Origin of the sequence: Streptomyces sp. NPDC050636 (assembly GCF_040654775.1) — a bacterium.
Lineage (GTDB): Bacteria > Actinomycetota > Actinomycetes > Streptomycetales > Streptomycetaceae > Streptomyces.
Genome location: NZ_JBFAIP010000144.1, coordinates 1 through 12,302 on the forward strand (window position 1 = coordinate 1; position 12,302 = coordinate 12,302).

At 66.9% G+C, this 12,302-nt stretch carries 13 protein-coding genes and 6 pseudogenes; 9 read left to right on the forward strand and 10 right to left on the reverse strand.

Annotated features, from left to right (window positions below; all coding sequences use genetic code 11):
* Together AB0I10_RS38095 and AB0I10_RS38100 are read right to left on the reverse strand one after the other, a co-directional pair.
* A partial coding sequence (locus AB0I10_RS38095) for a DUF5753 domain-containing protein (protein WP_363157335.1) occupies positions 1–522 on the reverse strand: 522 nt, incomplete at its 3' end.
* 148 nt (positions 523–670) lie between these two features.
* A pseudogene (locus tag AB0I10_RS38100) lies at positions 671–955 on the reverse strand (DUF6879 family protein); the annotation flags it as partial.
* 72 nt (positions 956–1,027) lie between these two features.
* Between AB0I10_RS38100 and AB0I10_RS38105 the strand changes: the two are divergent.
* From AB0I10_RS38105 to AB0I10_RS38115, 3 genes and pseudogenes are all read left to right on the forward strand, one after another.
* Positions 1,028–1,219 (forward strand): annotated as a pseudogene (locus AB0I10_RS38105) (ATP-binding protein); the annotation flags it as partial.
* A gap of 128 nt (positions 1,220–1,347) precedes the next feature.
* Entirely contained in the window at positions 1,348–2,109 is a 762-nt protein-coding gene (locus AB0I10_RS38110) for a metallophosphoesterase family protein (protein WP_363157336.1), read from the forward strand.
* Positions 2,110–2,276: 167 nt separating this feature from the next.
* Positions 2,277–2,543 (forward strand): annotated as a pseudogene (locus tag AB0I10_RS38115) (helicase); the annotation flags it as partial.
* Between the two features lie 243 nt (positions 2,544–2,786).
* Here the strand turns inward: AB0I10_RS38115 and AB0I10_RS38120 are convergent.
* Together AB0I10_RS38120 and AB0I10_RS38125 are read right to left on the reverse strand one after the other, a co-directional pair.
* Entirely contained in the window at positions 2,787–3,080 is a 294-nt protein-coding gene (locus AB0I10_RS38120) for a DUF6193 family natural product biosynthesis protein (protein ID WP_363157337.1), read from the reverse strand.
* A 21-nt stretch (positions 3,081–3,101) separates the two neighbouring features.
* The gene (locus AB0I10_RS38125; RefSeq protein WP_363157338.1) at positions 3,102–3,701 is read right to left on the reverse strand and encodes a TetR/AcrR family transcriptional regulator; all 600 of its coding nucleotides are present in this window, start codon (positions 3,699–3,701) and stop codon (positions 3,102–3,104) included.
* A gap of 78 nt (positions 3,702–3,779) precedes the next feature.
* On the opposite strand from AB0I10_RS38125, the gene AB0I10_RS38130 reads away from it, so the two are divergent.
* On the forward strand, positions 3,780–4,037 hold the full coding sequence (locus AB0I10_RS38130; RefSeq protein ID WP_363157339.1) for a hypothetical protein: 258 nt from the start codon (positions 3,780–3,782) through the stop codon (positions 4,035–4,037).
* Complete coding sequence (locus tag AB0I10_RS38135; RefSeq protein WP_363157340.1) at positions 4,030–5,049, forward strand: alpha/beta fold hydrolase; 1,020 nt, start codon at positions 4,030–4,032, stop codon at positions 5,047–5,049. The genes AB0I10_RS38130 and AB0I10_RS38135 overlap by 8 nt, the downstream gene beginning before the upstream one ends.
* A 299-nt stretch (positions 5,050–5,348) precedes the next feature.
* Here the strand turns inward: AB0I10_RS38135 and AB0I10_RS38140 are convergent, their stop codons facing one another.
* Both AB0I10_RS38140 and AB0I10_RS38145 read right to left on the reverse strand, forming a co-directional pair.
* The gene (locus tag AB0I10_RS38140) at positions 5,349–5,663 is read right to left on the reverse strand and encodes a hypothetical protein (protein ID WP_363157341.1); all 315 of its coding nucleotides are present in this window, start codon (positions 5,661–5,663) and stop codon (positions 5,349–5,351) included.
* Positions 5,664–5,801: 138 nt separating this feature from the next.
* Positions 5,802–6,629 carry a hypothetical protein gene (locus tag AB0I10_RS38145; RefSeq protein ID WP_363157342.1) on the reverse strand — a complete coding sequence of 276 codons (828 nt, stop codon included), beginning with the start codon at positions 6,627–6,629 and terminating at the stop codon, positions 5,802–5,804.
* 534 nt (positions 6,630–7,163) lie between these two features.
* Between AB0I10_RS38145 and AB0I10_RS38150 the strand changes: the two genes are divergently transcribed.
* Positions 7,164–8,156, forward strand: coding sequence for a PQQ-binding-like beta-propeller repeat protein (locus AB0I10_RS38150; RefSeq protein WP_363157343.1), 993 nt, complete (start codon positions 7,164–7,166; stop codon positions 8,154–8,156).
* A 127-nt stretch (positions 8,157–8,283) separates the two neighbouring features.
* The gene (locus AB0I10_RS38155; RefSeq protein ID WP_363157344.1) at positions 8,284–8,643 is read left to right on the forward strand and encodes a VOC family protein; all 360 of its coding nucleotides are present in this window, start codon (positions 8,284–8,286) and stop codon (positions 8,641–8,643) included.
* Positions 8,644–8,747: 104 nt separating this feature from the next.
* On the opposite strand, the pseudogene AB0I10_RS38160 reads toward AB0I10_RS38155, so the two are convergent.
* A pseudogene (locus AB0I10_RS38160) lies at positions 8,748–9,118 on the reverse strand (transposase); the annotation flags it as partial.
* Between the two features lie 47 nt (positions 9,119–9,165).
* On the opposite strand from AB0I10_RS38160, the pseudogene AB0I10_RS38165 reads away from it, so the two are divergent.
* Positions 9,166–9,536: pseudogene (locus AB0I10_RS38165) on the forward strand (hypothetical protein); the annotation flags it as partial.
* Positions 9,537–9,551: 15 nt separating this feature from the next.
* On the opposite strand, the gene AB0I10_RS38170 reads toward AB0I10_RS38165, so the two are convergent.
* Together AB0I10_RS38170 and AB0I10_RS38175 are read right to left on the reverse strand one after the other, a co-directional pair.
* A complete protein-coding gene (locus AB0I10_RS38170) occupies positions 9,552–9,857 on the reverse strand; it encodes a YfhL family 4Fe-4S dicluster ferredoxin (RefSeq protein WP_363157345.1) in 306 nt (101 codons plus the stop codon).
* A 309-nt stretch (positions 9,858–10,166) separates the two neighbouring features.
* Positions 10,167–11,390: a M6 family metalloprotease domain-containing protein gene (locus AB0I10_RS38175; RefSeq protein WP_363157346.1), complete on the reverse strand. Its 1,224-nt coding sequence runs from the start codon at positions 11,388–11,390 to the stop codon at positions 10,167–10,169.
* Between the two features lie 225 nt (positions 11,391–11,615).
* On the opposite strand from AB0I10_RS38175, the gene AB0I10_RS38180 reads away from it, so the two are divergent.
* Positions 11,616–11,738: a hypothetical protein gene (locus tag AB0I10_RS38180; RefSeq protein ID WP_363157347.1), complete on the forward strand. Its 123-nt coding sequence runs from the start codon at positions 11,616–11,618 to the stop codon at positions 11,736–11,738.
* 322 nt (positions 11,739–12,060) lie between these two features.
* Here AB0I10_RS38180 and AB0I10_RS38185 read toward each other — a convergent pair.
* Positions 12,061–12,302: pseudogene (locus AB0I10_RS38185) on the reverse strand (hypothetical protein); the annotation flags it as partial.

Consider the following 12,302-nt stretch of genomic DNA (forward strand, 5'->3'; position numbering starts at 1 on the left):
GGCCCGGATGAGGGTCCGGGCCGCGTCACCGTGGACATCCTCCCAGATCATCCACGCGGCCCGGATGAGGGTCCGGGCCGCGTCACCGTGGACGGCCATCGTGGCGAGGCCGGTGAAGGCGCGGGTGTAGTCGGCAAGCTCGCGCGGCTGGCGGACGTTGATCGACGCGGTCAGCGTTTCGACCACGGTGTGGTGGTCGTCGTAGAGGTAGAACCCCTCGAGCGGCCACACGGTGCGCTCGGCGCCGAGAGGGATGATGCCGAGGGAGACCGAGGGCAGCGGCATCACGGTGAGCAGGTGTGCGAGTTGGCCGGCCATCCTCTCGGCGGTGCCGATCTTCGTACGCAGCACCCACTCCTCGATGAGGACGACGAAGCGGTGGCCGCCTTCGTACAGGAAGCGGGAGCGGGCCAGGCGGGCGGCGACGGCGTCGGGGATGTCGTCGGGGGTTCCCTGGAAGTTGGTGATGGAGCGAATCAGGGCCTCGGCGTAGCCGGCGGTCTGGAAGAAGCCGGGGATCACGTTGGAGGTGTAGGCGCGGCAGAGGCGGGCGGCAGCGTTGCGGGCTAGGACGTCTTGCTGTGCCAGGTAGGGCCAGGCGCACGGCGAGGGCTTCGCTCGCGGCCTGGGCGCTGGAGGAGGGGGAGGCGGGCATGGCTGTCCGTGTTGGTCAGACGGTGTACTTCTCGTGCAGGACGGCGCGCTGCCACACCGCCTCGAACGCGGCCGCACACAGCGCCGCAGTATCCGGGTTATCGGTGCGTTCCTTGGCCGCCCAGTCGCCGTCTCCGGTGAAGTGGTTGAACTGCACGGCCTTGCCGTCCAGGAGCCAGAAGTCGGCGCCCGGCAGGGCGAGGTCGGCGGTCTGGCGGCGGGGCAGCCAGCGCACGTCCTCCCCGGCCTGCACGTTGAGCACGGTGATGGCGTGCTCGTAGCGGATGTAGTCGGTGACCGGCATGGCCGACTCCGGCATATCGGCCATCGGTCATGCAGCGGACCGGCCATGACCGATGCGACACGCCTCGGGGAGAAGAACAGCGTCGCCATCGCCTCCAGCGAGTCCTTCGGCGGCTGGACCAAGACCTTCACCGACTCGCGCCTCTGCGCGGCCATCGTCGACCGCCTCACCTTTAACGGCACCATCATCGAGACCGGCACCGACTCATACCGCCTCGCCAGCGCCCAAGCCCGAGTCGAAGAACCAGCCACCGCCGGCTGACGACTGCAGGTTCCGTCTCATCAGACCACCGCTCTCCGGGACGGCGGTCCGCTGCTGCGAGACAACTCGGGCTACGCGGGGAGCAGAACGATCCCCCACCGGGCGGGCGCCGTTCCACAGTAGTGACCATGCTTAAGCGAGTAGCCGTCCTGTCTGACATCCACGGAGTCCTGCCCGCTCTACAGGCAGTGCTCGACGAACCAGAGGTGCGCGCTGCGGACCGCGTCGTACTCACCGGCGACATCACAGCCGGCCCGCAACCAGCCCAGGTACTGGACCTGTTGACCGCCCTTGGAGACCGTATCGCCTGGGTCAGTGGGAACGCCGACCGCGAGCTCCTCGAATACCGCCGCGGCCAGCGCGACACCATCCCCGACCCGATCGCTCCCTGGGCTGCCGAACAACTACGCACGGATCACCTCGAACTCCTCGCCCGCTTGCCACAATCACTCTCCCTGCCCCTGCAAGGCATGGGGAGAGTCCTGTTCTGCCACGCCACCCCTCGGGATGATGAGGAAGTCGTCCTGGTCGACTCCCGTCTCGACCGCTGGCAAGAAGTATTCAGCGAGCTCGACGCCGACGTCCGCACGGTGGTCCTCGGCCACACCCACATGCCGTTCGTCCGCCTCGTCCACGGCCGACTCGTCATCAACCCCGGCAGCGTCGGCATGCCCTACGGGCGCACCGGAGCCCACTGGGCGCTCCTGGGTCCCGGCGTCGAACTGCGGACCACGAACTTCGATATCGAGGCCGCGATCACCCAAGTGACCCAGGTCTCCTCCTACGCCGAAATCACCCAGTGGGCCGACTACTTCCTCCGAGCGCAGGCAACCGATGCCGATGCTCTCGCAGCATTCGGTCCACGGGACGGACGCAGTGACACCACGTGACAGACATCCACAAAGTCGGTGGCTGGCTGCCGGTTCAGCCCCTTCGTGACGTCAAAACTGGTGAACAACTTGATGACGACTGATCGCTAACTGCTGCTCGAACTCATCGACAAACGCTGTCTCTGACAGTGAATGAAGCCACCGTGAGGACCCCACCGACATCACTTGGGCGGCGCAAGGTGCGCGGGCCACTGGAGGCAGCTCTGGCGGGCGGGGAGCGGCTGTACGGACAGCGGATGGCCGGCTTCGACCTCGCGGTTCTGGACGAAGGGCGCATGACCGCAGGGGATATCGGTCGGCCCTGGACTGTGATCCACGACAACGCCCGCATGCCCGTCGGCTTCCGGTTCTAGCTGACCACGACCCCGAAGATCCTGGCCTCGCCCAGGCCGCAGCGCGGGAAGGACGGACAGGAGCTGGTGATCGCCTCGATGGATGGCTCCCGAGGTCACTCGCGATCCACCTCTTCGATCTCACAGCGGGACTTGCTGCGGCGGCCGGTCATGGTCCCCTTGGTGATCTGGTCGCCTCGGACAGGCCGACCTTCTCGGTCACCTCCCTCAAGGTCAGGGTCTCGCGCAGGACCTGGACCTCGCCTTTTGCGAGTTTGATCGGCGTTACGGTCTGCCGTTGGAACTCGGAAACGAGCGTCGTCCCGCTAGAGACGGGAGGCAAGCTCAGCCGGTGCGGCTTCCCGGCTCCGGCCACGGCCCGTCGATGGCCGACCCGCAGTCCCGTGGGAGGTGAGCGACCACCAGCGCAGCGGCCTGCTGCGGCGTTGCCACTTCGCCAAGGAGGTCCTCGTATCGCGGCGCGTACACCCGGTAAGGCCCGCCGCACGCAATGAAGGGCAGGTCGTTGCTCCAGGGGAACTGCGTGTTCCTGCGGAAGGTGAGGCACCCGTGGCTCGGGAACGGGAACAGAACCCTCCAGTACAGAACGCCAGGACACGGGAGACCAGACGGAGCCATGACCGCGGTCGTCCGTTTTCACTACGGTGCCCGGAGCACGGAGAGTCGGCGGTCCAGTGCCGCCAGCGCCGAGTCCGGGGTGTGCCGGCCCATCAGGACCTGCATGTTGAGCCCGTCGGTGAAGGCGATCAGGGCTTCCGCCTCCTGGTCGGCGTCGGCGTCGGAACGGATGTCGCCGGATGCCTGCGCCGTGCGGAGCAGAAGGGCGATGAGTTCCGCGAGGCCCTCGTACTGCTTGCGCTGGACGGCTGCCAGGCCGGGGGTGACGGCCGCGTGCGCAGCGAAGGCGAGCCAGACCCGGGTCTCCGCGAGGCTCTCTTCGTCGTGCGGCACGATGCCGGCGAGTGTGTGTTCAAGCATGGTCGCGGCCGCGTCCGGGTCGACGGAGTCGGCGATCCTGCCTCGCACCCGTGCGCTGACCCGCTGGTTCATGTCCTCCACGACGGAGACGATCATCTCCTCCTTACCGGAGAAGCACCGCTGCACGGCTCCCACCGAGACACCGGCCCGAGCCGCGACGTCGCGCATGGTCACCCCCTCAAGTCCTCGCTCACTGACGAGGGCGAAGGCCGCTGTCACGACCTGACGCCGTCGGCTGTCGTAATCCACCTGTCTGGGCATGCCCACGAGTCTATGTGATACGTTCGTATTGATACGTTCGTATCGAATAAATTGAGTGCGACGGCCGGAGGAATCGGCATGACCGTGAGGCGTACGAGGCAGCAGGGCGGCACCAGTCGGCAGCGCGCCAGCTGGCTGCTGGGGGCGATTTTGTTCGTGCAGGGTTTCGGGTCGGCCCTGAGCGAGGCATTGTGGAACACCAGCTTCGGTGTCGCGGGACTGCTCAGAGGGGCGGGACTGCCGCAGTGGACCGACCTGGCGCTCGGAGCCGCCGGCGCGGTGCTCCTCGGCTGGGCGCTGGTCGCACGCGGCGCGGGACGGCGAGCGCATGCCTGAGCCGACGAACGTCCCCTCGCCTGGCGGGACTTCACCCGAGCGCGTCCCGGCCCGTGCTGTCAGCCGGCGGGGTCTGTTACGGGCCGGGACACTTGTCGCCGGGGCAGGGGCGGGCGCCGCGGCGGGAAGCGTGCTCACCACGTACGCCAGGCGTGAGGGAGACACAGCCCGGAACCGGCCGGCCTTCCTCCTCGTGCACGGCGCCAACAGCAACGCCTACGCCTTCGCCCCCCTGATCACCGCACTCGCCCTGGCGGGCCACCGCGCTCTGGCGGTGGATCTCCCGGGCCATGGAGCGCAGGGAAACTTCCCGCTCTCGTACCAAGCGCCACAGGACATGTCGGCGTTCGCGACCGCGCCCTCCCCGGTCCTGGCCCGGACAACCCTGGAGGACAACACCCGCCATGTCGCCAGCGTCGTGCGCCGTATGGCCCGGCAGGGGCCGGTCGTCCTGGTCGGCCACAGCATGGGCGGCGCCACGATCACCCGGGTGGGCAATCAACTACCGGATGCAATAGCACGGTTGGTGTACCTGTCGGCGTTCTGCTGCGTCCGGATGCGCAGCATCCTCGACTGCTTCTTGGTCCCGGAGGGAAGAACGACACTGCTCCCCACGATTCCGAGCGTGGGGAATCCCGAGCGGACCGGAGTCCTGCGCAACAACTGGCGCTCCGTGGACGCCGGCTTCATCGCCAAGGCGAAGGCCGCCTTCGCGGCGGACTACGACGACATGGCATTCCGCAACGCGCTCAACACATTCGAGCCGGACGAATCGGCCTCGCTCATCAATGACGACGCCCGCGGCCACCCGGCGACCTGGGGCCGTATCCCCCGCAGCTACGTCCGCTTCACCCTCGACCGCAGTCTTCCGCTCGCCCTCCAAGACCGGATGATCAAGGAGGCCGACACGGCAACTCCAGACAACCGATTCGATGTCCACTCCTTGCGGGCCCCGCACCTGGGCCCTCTCGGCCCAGCCCCGTTGGCTGCCGTCCTTGCCGGGCTGGCCTGACAGGGCGTTCCGCCGGGGGCGGGACCGCGGGGTCATGCCCACGCACGGGCGGCTGACCCTCCAAGACGACCGGTTCCAGGGTGGCCAAGATGCAGGTGAAGGACAGTCCGGGGACACCGACTGTCATCGCCTGCGCGGTCAGCTCGGTCACGTGCGAGCTGACGTTGCGCAGGGCGGCCGCTTCGCCATCGCGCACCGCCACCGCTTCAGCAGGCGTGGGACCGGCTGCACGTGCGGCTGACGCGATGAGCAGCCTGGAGCGACCGGCGGGACGTTCTCGGCCGCGTGAGCTCCGGGGGTCAGCTGCCCATCTTGGCGGAGTTGATCACTATCCATGCGACGGTGAGCAGCGCCATCGCACCGACGTAAAGACCAACTGCCTTCCCACCACGTACGCAGATCCCCGCCAGGCCGATCACCAACGCGACCGGAGCAGAGAGCAGCGGGGTCCAGAAGACCAGCGGGGAGTACTCGCGGATCTCGACCGCCACCACCAGGGAGCCGATGAAGAAGGTGAATGCGGCGTACAGGAACAGTGCGATCCCGCCGAATATCCGGGGCAGGAGGGACCGTGGGTCGGAGGTGGCAAGGGCGGTGGGGCCGGACATTGTCATGGAGCGAACGTATTCGGGGCCGAGGGCCCCAGGCATCCGTGCGGGTACTCAGATGCGAGGACGAAACACGGATCAGTCACAGCTGTCCTGTGCCCTCGAAGGCTAAGCATGTGTCATCGAAGTTTGAGCGGGGCTGAGTCAAGCATGGCCCTGCGGCGCATCGGTGTCGGCGTGTTTCCGTGGCTCGAACACCGTGTTCCACGCCGTGGTCAACACCGTGACGGCGTTGCCGTCCACCAGGTGCGGTGCGCCGAGGGCCATAGCGGTATCAAGCAGCGCGCCCAGGGCTGTCTCCCATGGGTCTGCCAGGACCTGATCGCCGTCGTCATCGAAGGTGAAGGACCCTGCGCTCCCTCGGTCCTGGGCGCCTCTGCTGACCACTTTCCAGATCAGAGAGAAACCGTGCCCGATCGGTGATTCCGAGGGGCTGGCCTCGGGGATTGCCAGGGTGAACGCATGTTCCTGGTCTCGGTAGGGCGCGGCTTCTGGCTGTTCTGCGAGCCACCGGTCCCATGCCTTGCTGTACTCCCGCTCGGCTGCGGGACGACGAGCAGATGCAAGTGCCCGCGCACCTTCCTCATCCAGCGCGCTTGCGACCTCGATGACGCGCACGACCGCGTCGCCGTTGGGACCGAAAAGCGCAGATGGGGAAAGCTCCTCCAGCAGGTCGACGGCGATGGCGCGCGTGTAGTCGGCGTGCGAAGCCAGGCCCTCGGCGGCTCGTGCCATCGCGGCACGCTCCTCGTCTGTCGTTGGAGGCACCACTCGCACCCGGAAAAGCCGCCCCGGCCAATTGGTGACAGGCACTCGCTCCAGCACGTGATCGACCACGATCCACGGCGGAGTGAACACGGGCAGCGTCAGCCTCACGCCGGCTGTTGCAGGCTTCAGGTAGGCAGGGGACTCGTCACTGGTGAAGACGAAGCCTGCCGTCGCGCGCAGATCCGCCAAGTCTTCCACCGGCACCCCCGAGTTCCTGTTCACTCAAACTTCGATGGCACGAACGTACTGGTCAACAAGCTTTGGTGACAACGACGGCTGCCGAGGCGCCGGCCGTTCGACGTCCTTGGGCGCCCCTACCAGGAGATGCCGGGCAAGGGCGGCCGCCGTTCTCCAGCTGCTGTCCTTCAGTCGCCACGGACTACGTGGATGCGGTTGTCATTGATGCGGTTCCAGTCCATGACGATCTGGACGCGAGCATGCACGGCTGGGTCGTGCGCTCTCAGCTGCACTGGAGGTTCGCCGCGGTACAGCTTGATCTCGCACTCTGTGTCGGCGAGGTAGTCCAGGGCGTGATACTCACCCGCCGCGCCGAAGGCCAGGCGATCCGCGGAATCGCCGCCGGAGTCGGCGTCTCAGTCGGTGTCTCAGTCGGCGTCGTACACAAGACTCTCAACCCCACTGACAGCCGAGACGGCTACTTTGCACCCTGGGGCACGGATAGGAGTTCAGGCCCGAGATGCGCTTGCTCAACGGGGACTTGCCTGATCAGCTATGCGGATGATCAGGGAAACGCTGTGGGAACGAGATCTCCATCAAAGGGGTTCCGCTTCGTCGTTCCTTGTGACGGAAGACCGCGTCGTCGTGCACGAGCGTCACACCCGCCTCGTCTGCTTGGACCGTGAAGACGGCTCCGTACGCTGGGATGCCCCCATAGGCACATGGCCGCGCGACCTCGTGATAGCCAACGGCCGTTGCCTGGTCCTGCCGCAGAGTCCCAACCAGCTGTCCTGCCTCGATCTCAGGACGGGGGCAGCGTTGTGGCACGTGGAGCTGCCTCGCTTCTCCGGGCATGTCGTCGCTTCCACAGACACTGTTCTCGTCGGTGGCTGGCGCGGCTACACCCCCCTGGCCGCGTTCGATCTCCGGGACGGGCGGCCTTTGTGGCAGACGCCGTTGCCTGCGCATACGGCGCTTCCAGTGTCGTGGGGCGGCGGTGTGCTGATGGGCCATGGTCCGGAGGCGTGGCTGATCGACCCACGCGACGGCAGTGAGATGGCTCGCTGGCAATTGCCCGAGCCGTTGGCTGACGGTGAGCTTCGCCCGGTGTTCACTGCCGTCGGCCCTGATCACTGTCTCGCGCGCCTGGGCCCGCGGTCCTTGATACGCCTTCAGTCGTCAGGCGCTGTCGATGAGCTCATCCGCCATGACGTTGACTTAGTTGCTGAGGATGCAGAGTTCGTCGGCGGCGTTGTGTGGTTGCGGGAGTCGCGCGCGGGCTACCTTGCCGCAGACCCCGACACCGGATCGACATTGTGGCGGGTAGATGTCGGACAGCCGCTGGTGAGCGGTGTGATTCGAGTAGATGACGGGTTCGTCGTGGCTAGCGAAGGTGCACTCTTCCGCCTGCGACCGGACGGCCAGATCATGGAGAGATCACCCCACGCACACAGGATCAGTGCCCTCCGAGATCTCGGCGCTGGAGAGATGATCGTTACGACCAGAGGAACGCTCAAGGCGCTTGACTTGGAGTCACGCAAGCCGGGTGAGTAGCCAGGAATAGTGCACGGCCGGATTCCACCCTCTCCGCAGTACAGAACGCCAGGACACGGGAGACCAAGCTGCACCCCCTCTGGCCGATCGCCCTCGTCCTGCACATACGGGAAACACCTCCGCACCCATGTTCCGCTACTCGGCTGTCACCTTCGACTGCCCGGACCCCGCCGAACTGGCCCGCTTCTACGGCGAGGCCCTCGGCCTGTCCACCGTCTTCTCCACTGACCACTTTGTCCTGCTCGGCCAGGAGGGCGCGGCCGGACTGGGATTCAACCGGTTGGCCGACTACCGCCGTCCCACCTGGCCGGACCCTTCTCAGGAAAAGCAGGCCCACATCGAACTGGGCGTCGATGACTTGGATGCCGCCCAAGCCCGGCTCCTCGCCCTGGGGGCCGTCATACCCGAATTCCAGCCGGACCCCGACCGGTGGCGGGTCCTGCTAGACCCCGCCGGCCACCCGTTCTGCATCTCCACCTTGGTCTGAGCACGAACCGCAAACCAATGACGACGATCGCGCCCCCGGTCAGACGCAGCGAACTCGCGCTGCCCGGCTGGGGGCGCGGAGTTTCAGCTCGTTGACCGCCCGTCCCGCTCTACAGTGATGCGCTTCTTGTACCGCTCCATATCGAAACCCGGGGCCGTCCGCCGCGTGCACCTCGGCGCAGGCGGCCGGCCTCCTGGTCCCGCTTCTCCGGGATCACATGCCGGATCCCGCGCTGACGCAGATAGGCGCGGGTTCTTCGATTGCTATACGCCTTGTCCGCACCCACGCCGGCAGGAGTGCGGCGGGGCGGCCCCAGGCCCAGCCGAGGGACACGAATCGTGTTCATCACCGGCTCGAACTGGGTGCAGTCCGCCCACTGCCCCGGCGTGATGATCAGCGACAGCGGGCGGCACTTGCCATCCGCCGCCAAGTGCAGCTTCGTGGTCAGTCCACCGCGGGAGCGACCGAGAGCTTCGCCCGCCGCACCGCCCCCTCCAAAAACGGGCACAGCCGCAAGTACACACACGCAAGAGGATCTTCCGGGTCGTGCAGGCCGATGCCGACGTGAAAGGCCGTATCGACTGGTCCATGGTGAGTGTGGACTCCACCGTGTGCCGTGCTCACCAGCACGCCGCCGGCGCACGCAAGCAGGTGCCGCGGAAACCCGGCAAGCGCGGTCGGCCCGCGCAGCCCGCCCGGATGAGGCCCTCGGCAGCCACGGCGGCAGTCCCACCGGTTTCAACCCGGCAGGCTACGCACGCAGGAACGAAGTCGAGCGGCTGATCAACCGGTTGACGACCAACCGGGCGGTGGCCACTCGCTTCGAGCAGAGGGCATACGTCTTCCACGGCACCGTGACCGTCGCAGCCTTTCGCCCCTGGCTTTGCGCATGACCCACCAGCCGGAACCTAGACCCGGAAGCGGCTGGGGAAGTCGTTGGCCTCCACCTTCCGGCGCAATTCCTCGTCGTCGGGATGTAGCTTCAGAGTCCTGTTGATCAGGGTCTCTTCGCTCTCCGTGTGATTCGGGTCCGGCACGCAGCACTCAACCGGGCATACCCCCTGGCACGGAATCACATCATAAAAACCGACACACTCCGAGCAGAGGTTCGGGTCGATCTCGTAGATCTCATTGCCCTCTTTGATCGCCTCGTTCGGGCATTCCGGCTCACATGCCCCACAGTTGATGCAATCTTCGGTGATCTCAATAGCCACTGCTGCTGGCCTCTTCTCTCGCTGACGCCCGGCCTGTCAGTTCAGCATTTGCAAGGCCGACTGCTGGGCATGCCGGGCGATGCGAGAGTTCACCCGTTCAGGTGAATCGCTTGGTTCCGCCGCGCCAGCCGCGCGGCGGGGCAGCCCCGCCGGTCTGTGCAGTTGACCTGGACGTCGTTACAACCTTCGCGGTGTCCGCGCTGCGCGGCAAGTGGAGTGCCGCTTTCCCGAAGCATCCTGCAGCGGCCTCAGCACGGTTGCGCTCCGGCTCACGGAGCAGTGGGCCGGAGCACAACCGTCCGCGCGACGCTACGACTTCGTGATGCGCACGGTCTCGCCGTCGCTGTCTGCGCTCAGGACTTCGATGCGGACGCCGGCCGCGTCGTCGGTGAAGGACTCACCGGCCCAGTAGGGGGCATCGTCCAGCGGGCGGCAGTTGGACGCCGGGGTGGCGTTCGGTTTGGCGTCCATGACCCGGATCGGCCCTTCACCGGTCTTCACGGAGGAGTCGACCTTGTAGACCAGCGCGCCTGTCGAGCAGACGCCGTCGTCCCCCTGGACCTTCCGTCGCGATTCGACGACGTACGCGGTGGTGGGGCCGGTGGGTACGACCGCCATCTTGGTGCCGGACCCGTACTCGACGGCGGTGAGGTCGACGGTGTCGCTGCCCGCCGAGGCCCGGCACACGACCTGGCTGTCGTCGGTCCAGCCGAGCTTCCAGGAGTGCCAGGCGAAGTACTGCGGTCCGGCGCCTCCTATCAGGCCCATCACGTCCCATCCGCCCACGAAGCGGTGTTCGTCGTCGCCCTTGTCGAAGGCGTACAGGTCGGGCAGCCCGAAGGTGTGGCCGGTCTCGTGAGCCACCACCTTCTTCCCCCAGTGCCACATGTCCTGGCCGAAGGTGACCGCCCACTTGACCTTGCTGCCGTCGGCGACGACGCCCTCCGTTCCCGGCTGGTACACATAGGTGGGGGTGTGGGAGATGGCCGAGGCTTTCTTCGTCGGTACGACGTAGACCATGTCGTACTGCGAGAAGTCCACGTCCGCGTCGGCCGCCGTGACCGCGTCCTTGACGTACGCCTCGTGCTGCTCGTGCGTCATCCCGCGCTCGTATCCGTAGTCGGTGGAGTTGTGCGGCATCCGCACCCAGCGCTGATGCTGGGTGATGTCGAGCCATGCCTTGCCGTACGAGGCGTCCCACAACCAGTCCGCGCCGGGCGTGAGTTGCGCCGCGTCGTCGGCCGCGGACTCGTCGCCGGCGACTGCATCAGGGAAGTCCACGAAGATCATGGCGACCTTGATGTTTCCTGACGGGCGCTTGAACACGGAGGAGTCCGTGTTGTGCCCTTCGTCGGTCCAGCCGGTGGTGCCGCGCAGGGCGCAGTCCGACGGACTGTCGGGGGCCGTGGCGCCGCGGGCGGATGGCGTCCCCGGAAGGAGCGGGAGAAGAAGCAGAAGCAGCGCGGCTGCCACAACGGGCAGCAGTATTCGGGGTATTCGGCGTGATGCCTTCAGGCGGTGGGGGCGCCTCATGGAGTCACAACCTCTCAAGTTCGGTGCGTGACAGTGCGTGCATAAGCATGAGGGAAGACACCCCCTGTCCGAAAGACATCGCCTGTCCATCACATTCACGCCATGGGAAAAGGAGGTACGGCATCTGCGTGTGGTGTGCGCAACCGTCGGGGTAGGCGCCCTCCGCCGGGCCGCCACGGCGCTGTCGCTGTCGCTGTCGCTGTCCAGCCGGGACTCAGCGCGCAGTTGCGCCGCACCGAGTCCATGCTGGGCGGCTGCTTCCGCGGCCGCCGCCAAGCCGGAGCCGAACCCATGGCCTTCGACGAGATGGTGCTCGCCCTGGGCCACGCCGTCCTGCCGCGCATCTAGGCGCTCCTCGCCAACGCCGCCTGCCCCTGGCTGGAAACTCCCTATGACACCACCATGTTCCGGCCTGGCGCCGGAACGGCCCGTTCGCAGCGCACGACGGCACGATCCTGCGCAGGGTCACAGCGAGCTACCTGAACACCTGCGCCGTCAGCCCGGCCTCCGCACACCCGCGCCGCCGGCATCCACATGCGGCTCGTCTGCTGACCCCTTGGTCTCCATCCACCACAGAGCGCGTTCCAAGCACCGCCGGGGGTGAGGCAGGCACTCATGTGAAGTGTTCGCGCGGGCGGTTCGGGGATCTTCCGGGCCCTCTCTGGAGCGGTCAGCCGCGGCCGGTGAACTGCTGTCCGACGCCGAGTCCGCGCAGGCTCGCGAGGACCTGCGGGTCCTGCGCGTCGAGCCAGTCGCACAGCTGCCTGAAGGAGACCATCCGGACGTCCTTGTGCTTCTCGTCGGCCATGTGCTTGATCGCCTCCTCGACGGCGTCCATGTAGATGCCGCCGTTCCACTGCTCGAAGTGGTTGCCGACGAAGAAGGGGGCCCGGTTCGTCTCGTACGCCCGCT

Coding starts and splice junctions, on each gene's coding strand:
- AB0I10_RS38125 (WP_363157338.1), bottom strand. CDS start 3,701: ATGCCCAGACAGGTGGATTACGACAGCCGACGGCGTCAGGTCGTGACA.
- AB0I10_RS38120 (WP_363157337.1), bottom strand. CDS start 3,080: ATGGCTCCGTCTGGTCTCCCGTGTCCTGGCGTTCTGTACTGGAGGGTT.
- AB0I10_RS38155 (WP_363157344.1), top strand. CDS start 8,284: ATGTTCCGCTACTCGGCTGTCACCTTCGACTGCCCGGACCCCGCCGAA.
- AB0I10_RS38175 (WP_363157346.1), bottom strand. CDS start 11,390: ATGAGGCGCCCCCACCGCCTGAAGGCATCACGCCGAATACCCCGAATA.
- AB0I10_RS38150 (WP_363157343.1), top strand. CDS start 7,164: ATGATCAGGGAAACGCTGTGGGAACGAGATCTCCATCAAAGGGGTTCC.
- AB0I10_RS38130 (WP_363157339.1), top strand. CDS start 3,780: ATGACCGTGAGGCGTACGAGGCAGCAGGGCGGCACCAGTCGGCAGCGC.
- AB0I10_RS38135 (WP_363157340.1), top strand. CDS start 4,030: ATGCCTGAGCCGACGAACGTCCCCTCGCCTGGCGGGACTTCACCCGAG.
- AB0I10_RS38140 (WP_363157341.1), bottom strand. CDS start 5,663: ATGACAATGTCCGGCCCCACCGCCCTTGCCACCTCCGACCCACGGTCC.
- AB0I10_RS38110 (WP_363157336.1), top strand. CDS start 1,348: ATGCTTAAGCGAGTAGCCGTCCTGTCTGACATCCACGGAGTCCTGCCC.